The following is a 16752-nucleotide window of genomic DNA, read 5'->3' as shown; positions in this document are numbered from 1 at the left end:
TTATATCGCTTATTACTCCGCAACATAGCTTCTCACCGTCACAACAGGACTCGCTTCTTTTTCAGTTGCGACACTGACATCAAATGCTTTCAGCAATGGCTGCGCGGTGGCAACAGGAGTTACCTTCCAATACCAAGTTCGTCCCGCTAACTCTTCAGTGCCTTTTTTGGCTTTGAGTTTTTCAGTCGAGAGCATCACATTGGCCATTTGGTTATCCACAACCATGGCTGCAAACATTTTTTCTTCTAAATAACTAACAGTATTAATGTGTTGACTCACCGAGCGAATCACACTGATTGCCGCCGTCGCAAAAATCGCTAATGCGACCAACACTTCCAACAACGTCATGCCTCTAGTATGAAGCGAAGAAGAACCGATACGGCTTTGCTTAGAATGTCGCATTGTTGTCGTCTTCCAATTCTTCACCAGGCTCTAGTAACAAGATTTCGCCGGTTTCTTTGCCAATAATGCGCCAACCATCGTTAAATGCGTCGCCATCTTCAGGAAAGAAAGACAAACTAAATGGCGTAACTTCCGCACTAGAGAAAATGAATACTTGAGGTGGCTTCACTTTCTTTTTCTCTTTGTCATCTTCTTCCGCAAACATGTCCTCATCAAACAAAGAACCAGGTTCAAATAGTCGATCGTCATCGTCCCATGCGCCACCACCAAGATCCAATTGCAGCGAAATATCGCCTTCCAATTTGGTCTCACTAGGAATCTGTTTCAATTCCAATGGTTGCCATCCATCTTGAGTCAAGCTGAGCAAGACGTAAGTGGATTTCACATCATCAACACGTAAACCAAAGTCTTTGCCGCTCAGTACGGCTTCTTCATTCAGTAGCTGTAAGCGCTGGAAAAAGCTTTGAGCATATTGTTTGGAAAGATCTTTCTGACTGGTAGGCAGGGTCGCTATTACGGCGACTGCGGTAAGAGATAACAAAACCAGCACCAATAGAATTTCTATTAATGTAAAACCACGATGTTTTTGCATTTGCTTCATTAGTGCTGGTTTGAACTTTATCTTATTGGAAATCTTGCATGTTCCAGTTGCCGATATCCGACGCAGGGCCTTCACCGCCCTCTTGGCCATCTGCACCTAGAGTAAAGATATCAATCGTACCGTTATCACCAGGGCTTAGGTATTGGTACTCATTGCCCCATGGATCAGACGGTAGACGCTTAATGTAGCCACCATCGCGGTAGTTGCGTGGTTCTGGGTTCGATGGTTTGTTTACTAACGCATCAAGACCTTGGTCTGTTGTTGGGTAAACGCTGTTATCCAACTTGTACATATCCAGTGCATTTTCTAATGCAACAATATCGGTGATCGCTTTTTGTTGGTCTGCTTTTTCTTTGTTACCAAGTAAGTTAGGAACAACAACACTCGCCAAAATACCTAGGATAACCACAACAACCATCACTTCTAAAAGTGTAAAGCCTTGTTGTTTACTACGCTTAAATTTCATTATTATCTCCGAAAGTTAGATTCAAGCTATATCATCAGTAGACACAGCTTAACTCGAATTTTATCCACTCATTAAGTTATTCATTTCCAACATTGGCATCAATGTCGCCATTACGATGAAAAGTACCAAGCCTGCCATCAATGCGATCAATACTGGAGTGAAAATGCCAAGTGCAATGTTGACCGTAGATTCAAAGTTTTGATCTTGGTTATCCGCAGCACGAGTCAACATACTCTCAAGCTCACCACTCTGCTCACCACTAGAAATCATGTGCAGCATCATTGGTGGAAACAAACGAGTTTGATCCAATGCTTTACGTAAGCTTGCACCTTCTCTTACGTTATCTGCCGCGACCAAAACTTGCTGTTTCACGTAACGATTGGACATAACATCAACCGCGACTCGCATGCCTTCCAAAATCGGAATAGCACTGGATGTACAAATCGATAGCGTACGCGCAAATCGCGACGTATTTAAGCCACGAGAAATCTTACCAATCAGCGGTAGGCTAAGGATTTTTCTATCCCACGCTAAACGAAAGTTCGGTTTTTGTAGTGCCAGTTTAAGCCCGTAAAAGAGCACCACCACCACGATAAAGATGATCAGACCCCACTCTTGGACAAACTCACTCGCAGACAAAAGAAATTGCGTTGATTGAGGTAACTCTTGTCCCATCTGAATGATAGGTTCGATGATCTTCGGAACAACAGAAGAGAGCAACAGAGAGACGATACCAACGGCAAACACCACCAATACCACCGGGTAAATCATGGCTTGCAGCAATTTAGAACGCATTTTCTGACGGTTTTCTACGTAGTCAGCCAAGCGCTCTAACACCGTGTCCAAGTGACCGGATTTTTCACCCGCGGCAACCATTGAAAGGTAAAGTTCGTCGAAAACATGCGGGTAATCCCCCAGGCTATCTGCCAGAGGGTAACCTTCCGTGACTTTTGAACGCACGGCGGCAATCATAGTACGAATACGCGGCTTTTCTGCTTGTTCTGATACCGCTTTCAAACACTCTTCTAATGGCATACCCGATTGAACGAGTGTTGAAAGTTGGCGTGTGATCAGTGCAAGTTCTGCGGTTTTGATACCACGCTTGAATCCGACTGACCCGCCTGAAGACTTAGCCGCTTTTGCTTTAGCTTCCATCACCTCGACAGGAATCATGCCCTGTTCTTTTAGGCGTTGGCGCACCTGACGAGCGTTATCCCCTTCAATTGTGCCTTTCTTCTGCTTGCCTTTCGCATCCAGCGCTTTGTATTCAAATGCTGCCATTACGCTTCCTTGGTCACTCGCATGACTTCTTCAAGTGAGGTAATGCCGCGGCTCACTTTGCTTAGGCCATCGCTACGAATACTTGGTGTATGCTGACGGACGGCTTTTTCAATTTCTTGTTCACCCGCTTCGCTGTGAATTAACTCCTGAGCTTGCTCATCCACCATCAGAAGTTCATGAATACCAGTACGACCACGATAGCCCTTCTGATTGCAGACTTCACATCCTGTCGCACGATGTAAAACCAGAGATTCATGCTCTTCTAAACCAAACAGTTTTTTCTGTTCTTTATCAGCTTCATAAGGTTCTTTACAGTCCGAACACAAGGTACGAACCAGACGTTGAGCAAGCACACCAAGCAATGAAGATGAAATGAGGAAAGGTTCGATGCCCATATCGCGTAGACGCGTAATAGCACCCACTGCCGTATTGGTGTGCAGCGTCGACATTACCAAGTGACCAGTCAGAGACGCTTGCACTGCAATCTGTGCAGTCTCTAAGTCACGGATCTCACCGACCATCACCACGTCCGGGTCCTGACGAAGAATGGCACGTAAGCCGCGCGCAAACGTCATGTCGACTTTCGGGTTAACCTGCGTCTGGCCGATACCATCGATATCGAATTCGATTGGGTCTTCTACCGTCAGAATATTACGTTCGTTGCTGTTGATCTCTTGCAAGCCCGCGTACAAGGTCGTTGATTTACCCGAACCTGTCGGACCGGTCACCAAGATGATACCGTGTGGACGTTGAATCAAGCGACCAAAGTTATCGTGCACCGATGGCGTCATACCCAAACTGTGTAAATCTAGACGCGTTGCGTTTTTGTCCAATAGACGCATTACCACACGCTCACCATGCGATGAAGGCATGGTAGAAACACGAACGTCTACTGCTCGACCACCGATACGCAGAGAAATACGACCATCTTGAGGAACACGTTTTTCTGCGATATCTAGTTTTGCCATTACCTTCACACGAGAAACCAGCAAAGGGGCGAGTTTACGGCTTGGGGTTAAGACTTCACGCAATACACCATCGACACGGAAACGAATTGACAGAGTTTTCTCGAACGTTTCGATATGAATATCCGATGCCCCTTCTTTGATCGCTTCACCGAGCATGGCATTGATCAATTTGATGATTGGCGCATCATCTTCAGACTCTAGCAAGTCCTCATCATGCGGCAGCTCTTCTGCCAATGAGAAAAAGTCGTCACTGTCTGCGCCAATGTCTTCCATCAACTGACGGGCTTCAGAAGAATCACGCTGGTAAGCTTCAGTTAGCTTTTTATCGAACGCTTCTTTGTCCATCGGTTGAGGAATAAAGTTCTGTTTCAGTACACGGCGTACTTCAACCAAAGCCGCAGGATTGAGCGGCTCGACGTAATACAGGATTGGAGGGCGCTCAGGGTGCTCCGTCTCCAATACCAGTTTAAAGCGGTTGGCAAAACTGAATGGCAGACGGCGCATGCTTGGCGCTGTGTCTAACATATCAACCATTATTCTTTACCATCTGATCGATGAACGCTTGAATTTCAGCAGGGTGTTTACGATCTTCACCAAATTCAGGCATGACTGGAATCTTAGAGTCATCCATCAACTTCAAGCCTTCTTGCGCTTTATAAAGCTGCTCTGCACGAATGAAGTTGTACTTACGCTGAGTAATGCCATCAGCCGTCATACCATCGCGGATGATGGTTGGCTTGATGAATACCATCAGGTTACGTTTTTCTGTTTGCGTGCTAGTCGACTTGAACAGTTGACCTATTACAGGAATATCACCCAGTAGCGGCACTTTCGATTCACTTTCTAACGCACGCTCATCAACCAAACCACCCAGAACTAGCATCTGACCATCTTGAATCATCACAGAGGTATTCAACTGACGCTTCGCGAAACGTACGTCCACCGCACCATTCGCGCCCAGAACGTTTGACACTTCCTGCTCAATAGTCAGTTGTACTGAATCACCTTCGTTGATTTGAGGTACGACTTTAAGTTTGATGCCAACTTCTTTACGGTCAACCGTTTGGAATGGGTTGTCGTTATTCGATCCGGCTGTCGAGCCTGTAATCACAGGCACTTCTTCACCAACGATGAAGGACGCTTCACCGTTATCCATCACTGTAATGCTTGGGGATGATAGAATGTTTGAGTTTGAATCTGATGAGACGGCACTGATCAACGCAGTCCAGTCACCCATGACAATACTCATCGCTGCACCATTTACACCGCTAAGTGCAGATGCCAGAGTTGAGTAGTCACCAGATTCAGTAACGTCATATGGCGTACGTTCACCATCTGAGTTTGTATAGTATTCAGTTCGAGTTTGATCTTTTGCTTCTTCAAGACCAACCATTACGCTACCAATTGACGCTCCAGAGTTGCCGTATTGAATAACCGCACCTGTTTCTAGGTTACCCCATTGAACGCCAAGGTTGATGCCGTCGCCTTCAGACATTTCAACGATCAACGCTTCAATCAGAACTTGTGCACGACGGATATCCAGTTGAGAAATCACGTCTTGTAGCGCCATCATGATATCTGGCGGCGCAGTCAGCACCAAAGAGTTGGTCGCTTCGTGAGCGGCAATCACCACTTCGCCACGTTGTGAACTTGATGCTCCTTTTTGACCCGCTTGCTTCTCAGCTTGTAGGTTGTCAGACACCCCTTTTAATACGTCAACCAAGTCTTCGGCTTTCGCATACTTAAGGTAAACCACGCGGTTATTACCTTTCGTCGCCATTTCAACGTCAAGTTGACGAATTAATCGCTTAAGGCGCGCTCGCACTTTGGGATCACCAGAAATCAGGATTGAGTTGGTACGCTCATCAGCAACGATTTTAGGTTCAAGGAATTCAGGTGTACTTTTTTGATTCGTCGTTTTGTTCAGGGCCTCAACGATACGAACCATCTCAGCAGCAGAAGCATTGCGTAGCTCGACTAATTCGATTTCTTTATCACCCGCTTGGTCAACCCGTTTAATGATTTCCGCAAGGCGGTTTACGACCGCGGCACGACCTGTGATCAAAATGATGTTAGCAGGGTCATAGTGCACTACGTTACCGGCACCAGCGTTATCAATCAGCTGACGCAGTAGTGGAGAAAGTTCGCGAACCGATACGTTACGAACCGCGACCACGCGAGTAATGACACTATCGCCTTTCGCACTGCCGTCGCCTAAGACTGGAATGGCAGATGTTTTTGAGTCTTTTGCTTTAATGACTTTAAGTACGCCGTTGTCCATTTCTACAACCGCATAACCATACACCTCTAGCACGTTAAGGAAGAAGCTGTAGTATTGCTCTTCATTAAGAACGTCATAGCTGCGTACGTCGATTTTGCCGCGTACTGACGGGTCAACGATGATGGTCTTTTCTAGGTTACGACCAACAATGTTGATAAATTCTTGAATGTCAGTGCCTTTGAAGCTAGCACTAAAATCGTTCGCCATCGCACCCGGTGCGCAGAGAAGAGTCCCTGCAAGTAACCAAGCACTTTTGCTAAACCAATGTTTCACGTATGTCTCCCTGAACTTACGCTGGTTGCCTAAGTATTACAATTGGATGTAGATGTCGTACTGCTGACCATCACGGTCCACAGTCAAATTCAGTTCTTGCGGGTCGTTCATCACTTGCATCAGTTGTACTGAAGATGAAGGGTCACTTAAATCGATCCCATTTAGTTGCACCGCAATATCACCAGGTTTTAGACCGACATCATTAAACAAAGCCGCATCACGACCTGGTGAGACGCGATAGCCGACAATTCCACCGTCTTTCTTAACCGGAGAAATGTTGATGTACTTAAATACGCTCTGCGGATCTTTTGCGATTTCCGCTCGAATTTGATCTAACTTTTCCCCCACAGCAGAAGGTTTATTTGCCTTCGCCGCTTGTGGTCGAGTTGCCTGACGAGTTTCAGACAGCTTTTTGTATTCAATCCCTTCAAGCATAAGGGTTTCATCTCGGCCTTGGTTGTCAATAATGACTCGGTCCACCAACACCGCTTTTAATTCTGCTCGCGTTCCATCAATTTCTTCGCCGATGCCATAAGTCGCTTGTTTGCCTCGGTTGGCAATCACCGCCAAGCTGGTTTTTGCGTTACTACTCGCAACCGCGCCAACTAACGTTAGGTTTAAGCGTGTTTTAGGCGCATCTTGCACGACAGGTTGCTCTACTACGACCGGCTTTTGCTCGGTGTACTTTCCGAATAAGTTGGCATTTTGGAGGGCATTGAAATCAATCGCGTCTTTTTTATTACCAGACACAACAGCACTTGCTGACGGTCTCCATTGAGTCACATCAGAAGTTTGAGGCATTGCTAACCACACCACTTTACCGAGTATCCAACCTGTCATTGCTATAAATAGACAAGTAAGTAGCAAACTAAGTTTCGCTTGAATGGTATGATTGTTGGACTTGATCTGAGCCAGTAGCGGGCTGCTTGATAATCCTGCACTTAGCTCTAAACGCTTCACTGAATTGATTCCTTTATTCTTACGTCTGTCAGCCTGAATCTAAATAAAGACAGCCGACTCTATCTTGCTAAAATTGCAATAAAATTACTACTCAACAAAGAGCAGTGAACTATATCACAACTTATATTTCATACCTTTTTCTTATGCAGTTTTTGCCAACTCCCTTGAAAAAAATACGCCTTGGCACCATCTGTAGGTGAATAATCCACCAGCATTGCGCTATCAGTGCAGTGATTAGATAGCATCGAGTTCTATGAGTTCCGAAAATGAAGCCGTAAGGCTAGATAAATGGTTGTGGGCTGCCAGATTCTATAAAACCCGCTCTATCGCACGTAATATGGTCGATGGCGGTAAAGTCCACTATAATGGGCAACGAAGCAAACCAAGTAAAATCGTTGAGTTGGGCGCTGAGATTCGTCTTCGTCAAGGTAATGAAGAAAAAACGGTGATCATCGAAAAAATCTCTGATCGTCGCATGGGCGCACCCATCGCTCAAACGCTCTACCGCGAAACTGAAGACAGTGTTAATCAACGCGAAGAGTTCGCGAAACAACGTAAACTCAACGCCCACAACCCTAGTCCGGAACGCCGCCCAGATAAAAAGCAGCGCCGCGACATCATTAAGTTCAAACATCAATAAACGCCGGAATTACCGACGAGGAAAGCACTCCATGGCAAATAATGTTTTACACCGCTACCTATTTGAAGACCTTTCAGTTCGTGGCGAGTTGGTACAATTGGATGAAGCATACCAACGTATTATCTCCAGCAAGGAATATCCGGCAGCGCTGCAAAAACTGTTGGGTGAGCTACTCGTTTCAACCACACTTTTAACGGCAACTTTGAAATTCGAAGGCTCAATCACGATCCAGCTGCAAGGTGACGGCCCTGTCTCTCTAGCAGTCATCAATGGCGATCATGATCAAAAGATCCGCGGCGTTGCACGTTGGGAAGGCGATATCGCTGACAACGCGACACTGCACGAGATGATGGGTAAAGGTTACCTAGTGATCACCATCGAACCGAAAAAAGGCGAGCGTTACCAAGGTGTCGTTGGCCTAGAAGGTGACACATTAGCTGAAGTTATTGAAGGCTACTTCGCAAACTCTGAACAGCTAAAAACGCGTCTGTGGATCCGCACTGGTGAACACGAAGGTAAAGCACACGCTGCAGGTATGATGATTCAAATCATGCCAGACGGCACTGGTGCACCAGAAGATTTCGATCACCTAGAGCAACTGACAGACACAGTGAAGAACGAAGAGCTGTTCACGCTACCTGCGAACGAACTGCTATACCGTCTATATAACCAAGACACCGTTCGTCTTTACGAACCTCAACCAGTCGAATTCCATTGTGGTTGTTCTCGTGAGCGCAGTGGTGCAGCAATCATTACCGTAGACCGTGCTGAAATTAATGACATTTTGGCCGAAGAAGGATCAGTTTCTTTACATTGTGATTACTGTGGCACGTCATACTCGTTTGATGAATCAGAGATTACCGAACTCTATGCGCAAGCGGCTCCTGAAAAGAAAACCTTGCATTAATTTTCATAGCTTAGCAAGCCTGTAATTTACCTTTCAAAAGGCCAGCATTACGCTGGCCTTTTTGTGATCTAACCCTCGTAATACCTAGCCTCACACGTAATAAAGCAACCGCTTAATTTTAAGTAATTAATAATTCTTTTGGCCTAGCGCAAAGGTTTGCGCGCACGATAAACTATTCGTACCGATATGTGACGGGTTACCTAAAACCTTACTGAAATCATGGATAATTTTTGAGCTACATCCCTGTTTTCTCCCCGCCCCGTTGCTAGCATGGTGAGCAGATAAAAATTAAAACATTATTACAAAATCCCTACAAAAATCCTTATAAGGAGCACCTATGACCGTTATGGAACATACAAAGGCTGCAACACTTGATCTAACCAAACACGGACTGCACAACGTTAAAGAGGTTGTTCGCAACCCAAGCTACGAAATGCTATTCGAGGAAGAGACCCGTGCAGACCTGACAGGTTATGAACGTGGTGTCGTTACGGAACTCGGCGCGGTTGCCGTAGACACTGGTATCTTCACTGGTCGCTCACCAAAAGATAAGTACATCGTAAAAGATGCAACCACAGAAGAGCACATGTGGTGGACTTCTGATGCAGTGAAAAATGACAACAAAGCCATCAACAAAGAAGTGTGGGACGATCTAAAAGAGCTCGTGACCAACCAGCTTTCTGGTAAACGCCTATTTGTGATTGACGGTTATTGTGGTGCAAACCCAGACACTCGTTTGAGTATTCGAGTGATTACAGAAGTCGCATGGCAAGCGCACTTCGTGAAAAACATGTTTATCCGTCCAACAGAAGAAGAGTTGGCAACGTTTGAACCTGATTTCGTCGTAATGAACGGTGCGAAGTGCACGAACGACAAGTGGGAAGAACAAGGCCTGAACTCTGAAAACTTCACGGTGTTCAACCTAACAGAGCGCATGCAACTGATCGGTGGTACTTGGTACGGCGGTGAAATGAAGAAAGGCATGTTCGCCATGATGAACTACTTCCTTCCGCTGAAAGACATCGCATCAATGCACTGTAGTGCAAACATGGGCGAAGAAGGCGATGTAGCAATTTTCTTCGGTCTATCTGGCACAGGTAAAACAACGCTATCTACAGACCCTAAACGTGCACTGATTGGTGATGATGAGCACGGTTGGGATGACGACGGCGTATTCAACTTCGAAGGTGGCTGTTACGCGAAAACCATCAAACTATCGAAAGAAGCTGAGCCTGATATCTACAACGCAATCCGCCGCGATGCACTATTAGAGAACGTTACAGTTCGTAGTGATGGTTCTATCGACTTTGATGATGGGTCTAAGACAGAGAACACTCGTGTTTCTTACCCACTGCATCACATCGACAACATTGTTAAGCCAGTATCAAAAGGCGGTCACGCGAATAAGGTGATCTTCCTATCAGCAGACGCATTCGGCGTACTACCTCCGGTTTCTAAACTAACTCCTGAGCAAACTAAGTACCACTTCTTGTCTGGCTTTACCGCTAAACTAGCCGGTACAGAACGTGGCATCACTGAACCAACACCAACCTTCTCGGCATGTTTCGGGGCAGCGTTCTTAACCCTACACCCAACTAAGTACGCAGAAGTACTGGTTAAACGCATGGAAGCAGCTGGCGCAGAAGCTTACCTAGTCAACACTGGTTGGAACGGCAGCGGCAAGCGTATTTCTATCCAAGATACACGCGGCATTATCGATGCAATCCTTGACGGCTCAATTGAAGATGCGAAAACCAAGCATATTCCTATCTTCAACCTAGAGGTGCCAACTTCACTTCCAGGTGTCGATCCAAGCATCCTTGACCCACGTGAGACTTACGTTGATCCACTTCAATGGGAAAGCAAAGCGAAAGATTTGGCAGAACGCTTCATCAACAACTTTGATAAGTACACTGACAATGCTGAAGGCCAATCTTTGGTGGCAGCAGGACCTCAGTTGGATTAAACCATCAACGAAGTCTGCGTGACTTAGCTACAAAAATAATCGTCAAGCCCCTCTTTTGAGGGGCTTTTTATTGAATCCCACCCCAGATTGATACAAGCTTAAGCCTATCTAGGTTGCTCAAGAGACATCTCTTCATTGGGTTAACCATTATTTTGCGCACAGGTTTTGGCAAGGATGAAAACAGCAGGTCGAATTCTAATTCTTATATTCGTATTGGCGATCGCGGTACCAACTGCTTTTATCGCCTTACTGACGACCTCGTACTCCAAACAAACCTGGAACCTGCTGTCAGAGTCGACTGAGCTCCCTTTGCAAGCAGAAAGTGTCCAATACGAATTTCCTTACCACCTGAAACTGCAAGGCGTCACATCAAAAGATAAACAATGGCCTTATATCGAACAAGTTGATGTCTGGCTCAACCCCGATGTTCGTCACAATGGAAAGTGGGTTGTCGATAGTTTGCTTATTGATGGTCTGAGCTTGCAACAAGGCATGCCGACTCTCCCTCAATTAACAAATGTCCAATTTCATCAGGTGGCGCTAAAAAACCTCGATTATGCGGATGACGCATTCAGTATTAATGGTTTAAGTCTACAAATCCAAGATCCACAATGGAATGGCAAGGACCAACTCGTTCCTTTCGGTGCAATCCAACTGTCTGCCGAGCAGTGGTACTGGAATGGTGAGACCTTTAACAATGTTTTGGTCGATGTCGATTATAAAGCACAGGACAGCACCCTTTACGGCGCGTCGTTTAATTGGCGAGACAGTGAGATTTCAGGCCAAGGTGAGCACTATCCACAAGGTTGGTCGCTGGTGAATGTCACTGTTGACAGGCTCAAAATCAACAACACTCAGTTACAATCCTTGTTAGCGAAACCATGGCATGCTCTACCGATTAACATAAGTCACATTAACAGCCTCGACCTACTGAATGCAGACGTGGAATACGGAGATTGGCATTGGCAGAATTTAGAATTGTCGGTAGAAGATGCATCTCTCCCATTGTCATTGTGGAATACAACAGCACAAATATCTCTGCAAGCTGACAGCGTCAGTTTCCAAGATCAAACCGCGGTTGAGCCTCGCTTGAATGCTCAATTCAAGCCAGGAGCCATTCAACTGCAAGAACTAAGCTTAGATTGGCAACAGGGTACCGTTCAGATATCAGGCGAGTTTGAGCCAGAGCATTGGAAAATTAACAACGCCACCATCACTGGATTAAAATGGGCAATCCATCCAGGAGATAAAACCGATTGGTGGCAAACAACGACAGAGAAGCTCCAGCAAGTCGATGTTAAGCAGTTAGAGATTGAACGCAGTCAAGTAATCCAGTTATCCAAACAACCTTACTGGCAGCTTTCTGGCTTGAATTTGGAGGGTGACCAGCTCGAAGTAAAACGCAGCAATGGTCACTGGGGTATTTGGAATGGCAAGCTTGATGCAAGCGTCGTGAATGCCAGTTACGATCAAGTCCTTTCATCGCATGCTGCGATCGCAACCCAAAGTGAAAATGGCTTCTGGCAGCTAACACGTTTGTTTGCGCCATTAGAGCAAGGCTATATCGAAGGCTTGGGGCAAATCGATCTCAGTACCACCAGTCAACCATGGGCACTAAACCTCAATGCAGATGGTATTCCCCTGCAATTACTTCACCCATACTTACCAACAGCACTTGCGGTCAATGGCTTCTCTGACTTAAGTCTCGATTTAAAAGGATTGGCGGGCGATCAAAACATGCTTTCTTACAGCTTATCGGGAGAAGTCGAAGCCAACTTGCGTGATACCACCTTGAAATCGCAAGCGGACGATTCACTAAAGTCAGTCACTTTCAGCCCATTGCGACTGCAAGCTCAGCGAGGCGAAGTAAAGCTTCAACCAGTGACCATTTCCGGCAAAGCCATTTCGGGTAACCTATCGGGTGAGTTTGATATGGCGAATAACCCACTGAGCGGTGTGATTTATCAGCTCAAAGAAGTGTGTGGAAAAGTTCAAGGTGACATATTGAGTGGCGACGTCGAAACCAATGAATGTGCAATTAAGCCAAAGCAGACTGAGTCAATCGAATCAGAAAAGCCTTCATCGAAAGTAACAAGCAGCAAAACGATTGACGCAATTAATCTAGAGCACCATGAAGAAGAACTGAGCGAAGAAGTGGTCGAAGAGGAAGAGCCTCACGCAACGGAGCACTCAGAAGAGCAACTTATCTCTAATCAAGAAGACTCGACTAAAGGTCCAGTTAAAGAAAGCGCGGCAGAAACTAACGCTGCGCCGCAAGGCCGTGACCTAACATCTGAAAAAGGCGCATCTACAAACACAGACGCGCCACAAGAAACACTAACAGCTGAGTAACTTAGAGTAATTCGGTAACAGCATGTAAGTACCAACAAAGTCCACTGCTGGTACGTCACCACTGTAAATCACCACATGAATAACAATGCGCGCTTTACGTCCTGACGCAAGCCTGTCCAAATCACCACTAATACCATCAAGTGAGGTACTCGCCACAGGATTCTGCTCAACCGGATGGCGATAGCGAATCGAACTGTCTGCCAACACGATATCGCCGTGCAAACCACGCTCTTTCATCAACAACCACGTCATACCCCACCCCGTCAATGTCGCCAGAGTAAAGGCAGAGCCTGCAAACATGGTGTTATGCGGATTCAAGTTTGGATTGAGCTGTGCGCTACACTCAAACTGGTAACCCGTGTATTGATTGATTTTGATCCCCATCTTATCTGCAATTGGGATCTGCGCTTCCCAGCGTTCTTGTAGCTCGGTACACCAGTCGGGACGGCGAAGTACATCAGCCATTGGGTCAAGGTGTTTGACCATCTGTTGGTGGCGCACCGGTCCACGTTCATCGGTCAGTTCACCTCTTCGCTCAAAACCGTTCTTTTCGTAGAAGGCAATCGCATCTTCACGCGCATTACACACCAAACGCTTCGCGCCTTCTTGACGCGCCAGAGATTCCAACGCCACGAGCACTAATGAGCCCATGCCTTTGCTACGACGGTTATTTTTCACTGCCATGTAGCGGATCTGACCATCATTATCTGGGGTAATGTACAAACGACCAATTGCCATAGGGCGGCCACGACTGTCAGTAATCATGCGATGATGGCTCATGCCATCGTACTCATCACGCTCTGATCCTATCGGCATACGCCAAGGTTCACGTAGCAATTGCCAGCGAAATTGATAGTACTTATTGAGCTGATTTTCTGTTTTTGGAGTTATGAGTTTGAACATATCAATCCTTGAAAGTACAAATCAAATGAAAGCCTTAGGAGAAAACACCCAAGCAAATTCAATTCGCTTGGGCTTAAAGCTTAGACCATGATATTGGAGTTACCAGATTAGACCTGTAGCCAGAAAGTCACCGGGCCGTCATTAATTAATGACACTTTCATATCAGCAGCAAAGCGGCCACGTTGCGTCGGTAGCTCTTGCTCACACAAATCAGAAAAGTAATCATACAGACGTTCTGCATCCGCAGGGTGTGCACCACGAGAAAAGCCTGCGCGAGTGCCTTTTTTGGTGTCTGCTGGTAACGTAAATTGAGACACCACCAACACCTTACCGTTCACTTGTTTGACGTTGAGATTCATTTTACCGTCATCGTCTTCAAACACTCGATAAGTGGTTACGCGCTCCATCAAACGTTTTGCTTTTGCTTCATCATCGTCCTTCTCTACACCAAGTAGAACAAGTAGACCTTGGTCGATTTCACCGACAACTTCACCGTCCACGCGAACGGCGGCTTCACTGACACGTTGGATTAGCGCTATCACGACTCTCGCTTCCTTCATCTGTTAATTGCAATTCTGCCGTCGAGTGTATCATTTCTAGGTCATCACTCCAGTGCTCTCTTTCTCCCAAAGCCGCGGTGACTTCCGCACCAATCAAAACAATGAGCCAACACAAATACACCCACACAAACAAGATTGGAATGGCCGCTAACGCGCCATAAATCAACTGATAAGAAGGAAACTGGGTAATGTAGAAAGCAAAGCCTTTCTTACTCAATTCAAACAGCACAGCAGCAATAGCAGCGCCAACTGCACCATGGGATAGGTATACCTTTTTGTTTGGCACTAAAAAGTACAAGCCCATAAACGCAAAGAAGGACAACAACAAAGGCAGCCAACGCAAAAACAGGTTGTAAGCGCCCGATAGCGTTTCGTTCTCAATCAGCTTAAGGGACGTCACGTAAGACGTCGCAGCAATACTTGCGCCGACCAAAATCGGACCAAGGGTCAACACCATCCAATACATTGAGAAAGAAAAGACAGGGCGGCGTTTGTCTTTTACTCGCCAAATGTAGTTTAAGTTCTTATCGATATTTGAAATCAACATCAAAGCCGCAACAAATAGAAAAGCACCGCCCACGGCAGTCATTTTTCCTGTATTCGAAACGAATTCTTGCAGCGCCGTTCTTACTGCATCACCAGAAGCTGGGACAAAGTTATCAATGATGTAACCTTGCAAGGTTTCACCCACATTCTCAAACACCGGAAACTTCGACAATATCGACAAAAGTACCGTCAACATCGGCACAATAGACAGCAAAGTAATATAAGCTAGATAGCCAGCATTGACGTTGACGCGATCGTGCGTCATTCGTTTGAGAAGATATTTGGAAAACGCGACGCTCCCCGGCACAAGCCTAGTCAATCTCACCTTGTAACTCTCTGATAACTGGTTCATAGTTCATCCCATAAATTAGCGTCGAGGACATAAGAATGCCTTATTTATTAGCAATTGTACTATCAATTTTCACTTTAACAGGATGTCAGTCCGCTTATTATTCAGCGATGGAGCAAGTGGGATACCACAAGCGTGACATCATGGTTGATCGCGTTGAAGACGCCAAAGAATCACAACAAGACGCACAAGAAGAATTTACCAGTGCACTCGAAGCACTTTCTGCCTTAACCAATTTTGATGGTGGTGAACTGGAAAGCGTCTATAACAACATAAACGATAAATACGAAGACAGCGAAAAAGCAGCACAAGATGTGCGCGATCGTATTGCTGCAATTGAAGACGTGTCCGATGCGCTGTTTGATGAGTGGCAGGGCGAACTAGACTTGTACACCAGCGCGAAGCTACGTCGCTCAAGTGAACAAAAGCTGCGTGAGACCAAAGCATCTTACAAAACCATGCTCAGTGCGATGAAGCGTGCTGAAGACAAGATGACGCCAGTACTCAACACACTCCGCGACAACACGCTTTACTTAAAACACAACCTAAACGCGAGCGCGATTGGCTCTCTAAAAGGTGAATTTTCTAGCCTAGAGAAAGACATCCAATACGCAATCAAACAAATGAATGCCGCGATCGCAGAATCAGATAAGTTCCTGCAACAGCTGAATCAAAAGTAAGCCTTTACAAGCTCCTCTTCGTGAGGAGCTTTTAGTTTGTGCTCTCGACCACTAAGCCTGTGACTCTTCGAACAAACTCGACCCTTTCTGGTATTGTTCCCCATGGTACTTCAACCACTTCATAACCCAGCTCAGCATACGTCTCGACAAGGGCGTGATGAATCTGAAGCGCTTCTTCAAAGCTGTGTGGGCGTACTTCATCTTGAACATAGATTGATGCTTCAGGTCGACAAGTTAGCACCTGACTATGGTACCCAGCACTCTCCGTTAAGAAGGCTTGCTCAACGAGACACCCTCCAACTTGCAGATAAGCCACAATATCGGGAATCGCGCGATCCATAAAAGCCACCTGATGACTCAGCGACTCACACTTTTGCTTACCCATAAACTCAAGACATAAGTTGGCAAACTCGGGTAGGTTACTCCAAGGCAAGATGCCATTTTCTAACTGACTTTGTTGCTCTATCAAAATACGTGAGCCTTCAGCAAACGTCGCATACCCTAAATGACCGAGCGCATTCAACAAGGTCGTTTTGCCGGCGCCTGGGCCACCCGTAATCACAATTGGCCTCATGTACTCTTTTCCCTTCAGATACAAAAATGTATGGTCCGCCTCG

Annotated in this window: 16 protein-coding genes; 5 read left to right on the top strand and 11 right to left on the bottom strand. The window is 46.0% G+C overall.

The annotated features are described in order from the left end of the window. Nucleotides 1–12: 12 nt before the first annotated feature. Genes gspI through gspC form a run of 7 tightly spaced genes read right to left on the bottom strand, consistent with a single transcriptional unit; the run spans nucleotide 13 to nucleotide 7232 of the window. Nucleotides 13–402 carry a type II secretion system minor pseudopilin GspI gene (gene gspI, locus BCT11_RS25205; protein WP_258070277.1) on the bottom strand — a complete coding sequence of 130 codons (390 nt, stop codon included), beginning with the start codon at nucleotides 400–402 and terminating at the stop codon, nucleotides 13–15. Continuing rightward, the gene (gene gspH, locus BCT11_RS25200) at nucleotides 389–994 is read right to left on the bottom strand and encodes a type II secretion system minor pseudopilin GspH (protein WP_038870061.1); all 606 of its coding nucleotides are present in this window, start codon (nucleotides 992–994) and stop codon (nucleotides 389–391) included. Before gspH ends, gspI begins: the two co-directional genes overlap by 14 nt. 31 nt (nucleotides 995–1025) lie before the next feature. Then, entirely contained in the window at nucleotides 1026–1469 is a 444-nt protein-coding gene (gene gspG / locus BCT11_RS25195) for a type II secretion system major pseudopilin GspG (protein WP_005430189.1), read from the bottom strand. 60 nt (nucleotides 1470–1529) lie between these two features. After that, a complete protein-coding gene (gene gspF, locus BCT11_RS25190) occupies nucleotides 1530–2750 on the bottom strand; it encodes a type II secretion system inner membrane protein GspF (RefSeq protein ID WP_038870059.1) in 1221 nt (406 codons plus the stop codon). Beyond that, complete coding sequence (gspE, locus tag BCT11_RS25185; RefSeq protein ID WP_102389554.1) at nucleotides 2750–4252, bottom strand: type II secretion system ATPase GspE; 1503 nt, start codon at nucleotides 4250–4252, stop codon at nucleotides 2750–2752. The genes gspF and gspE overlap by 1 nt, the downstream gene beginning before the upstream one ends. Next, complete coding sequence (gene gspD / locus BCT11_RS25180) at nucleotides 4245–6272, bottom strand: type II secretion system secretin GspD (protein ID WP_038870055.1); 2028 nt, start codon at nucleotides 6270–6272, stop codon at nucleotides 4245–4247. Before gspD ends, gspE begins: the two co-directional genes overlap by 8 nt. A 36-nt stretch (nucleotides 6273–6308) precedes the next feature. Next, a complete protein-coding gene (gene gspC, locus BCT11_RS25175) occupies nucleotides 6309–7232 on the bottom strand; it encodes a type II secretion system protein GspC (RefSeq protein WP_038870053.1) in 924 nt (307 codons plus the stop codon). Between the two features lie 253 nt (nucleotides 7233–7485). Between gspC and hslR the strand changes: the two genes are divergently transcribed. From hslR to BCT11_RS25155, 4 genes are all read left to right on the top strand, one after another. Further along, complete coding sequence (hslR, locus tag BCT11_RS25170; protein WP_038870051.1) at nucleotides 7486–7872, top strand: ribosome-associated heat shock protein Hsp15; 387 nt, start codon at nucleotides 7486–7488, stop codon at nucleotides 7870–7872. Nucleotides 7873–7903: 31 nt separating this feature from the next. After that, on the top strand, nucleotides 7904–8779 hold the full coding sequence (gene hslO, locus BCT11_RS25165) for an Hsp33 family molecular chaperone HslO (RefSeq protein WP_038870048.1): 876 nt from the start codon (nucleotides 7904–7906) through the stop codon (nucleotides 8777–8779). 337 nt (nucleotides 8780–9116) lie between these two features. Next, entirely contained in the window at nucleotides 9117–10745 is a 1629-nt protein-coding gene (gene pckA, locus BCT11_RS25160; protein WP_038870046.1) for a phosphoenolpyruvate carboxykinase (ATP), read from the top strand. Nucleotides 10746–10919: 174 nt separating this feature from the next. Next, a complete protein-coding gene (locus BCT11_RS25155) occupies nucleotides 10920–13097 on the top strand; it encodes an AsmA family protein (protein ID WP_102389553.1) in 2178 nt (725 codons plus the stop codon). Here BCT11_RS25155 and BCT11_RS25150 read toward each other — a convergent pair. The 3 genes from BCT11_RS25150 to BCT11_RS25140 all read right to left on the bottom strand — a co-directional run bounded on the left by BCT11_RS25150 (nucleotide 13083) and on the right by BCT11_RS25140 (nucleotide 15458). Further along, the gene (locus BCT11_RS25150) at nucleotides 13083–14000 is read right to left on the bottom strand and encodes a bifunctional GNAT family N-acetyltransferase/hotdog fold thioesterase (RefSeq protein WP_038870043.1); all 918 of its coding nucleotides are present in this window, start codon (nucleotides 13998–14000) and stop codon (nucleotides 13083–13085) included. The genes BCT11_RS25155 and BCT11_RS25150 overlap by 15 nt on opposite strands. A gap of 107 nt (nucleotides 14001–14107) precedes the next feature. Continuing rightward, nucleotides 14108–14542, bottom strand: coding sequence for a D-aminoacyl-tRNA deacylase (dtd, locus tag BCT11_RS25145; protein WP_038870041.1), 435 nt, complete (start codon nucleotides 14540–14542; stop codon nucleotides 14108–14110). Continuing rightward, complete coding sequence (locus tag BCT11_RS25140; RefSeq protein WP_102389552.1) at nucleotides 14514–15458, bottom strand: virulence factor BrkB family protein; 945 nt, start codon at nucleotides 15456–15458, stop codon at nucleotides 14514–14516. Before BCT11_RS25140 ends, dtd begins: the two co-directional genes overlap by 29 nt. A 35-nt stretch (nucleotides 15459–15493) precedes the next feature. Between BCT11_RS25140 and BCT11_RS25135 the strand changes: the two genes are divergently transcribed. Continuing rightward, entirely contained in the window at nucleotides 15494–16135 is a 642-nt protein-coding gene (locus BCT11_RS25135) for a DUF2959 domain-containing protein (RefSeq protein WP_005434517.1), read from the top strand. 31 nt (nucleotides 16136–16166) lie between these two features. Here BCT11_RS25135 and BCT11_RS25130 read toward each other — a convergent pair whose 3' ends face one another. After that, nucleotides 16167–16709 (bottom strand): AAA family ATPase, encoded by a 543-nt coding sequence (locus tag BCT11_RS25130; RefSeq protein ID WP_045422170.1) that lies wholly within the window; start codon nucleotides 16707–16709, stop codon nucleotides 16167–16169. Nucleotides 16710–16752: the final 43 nt, after the last annotated feature.

The sequence above is a fragment of the Vibrio sp. 10N.222.52.B12 genome, from assembly GCF_002875385.1.
GTDB lineage: Bacteria > Pseudomonadota > Gammaproteobacteria > Enterobacterales > Vibrionaceae > Vibrio > Vibrio jasicida.
This window is presented reverse-complemented; position numbering and strand designations above follow the sequence as displayed.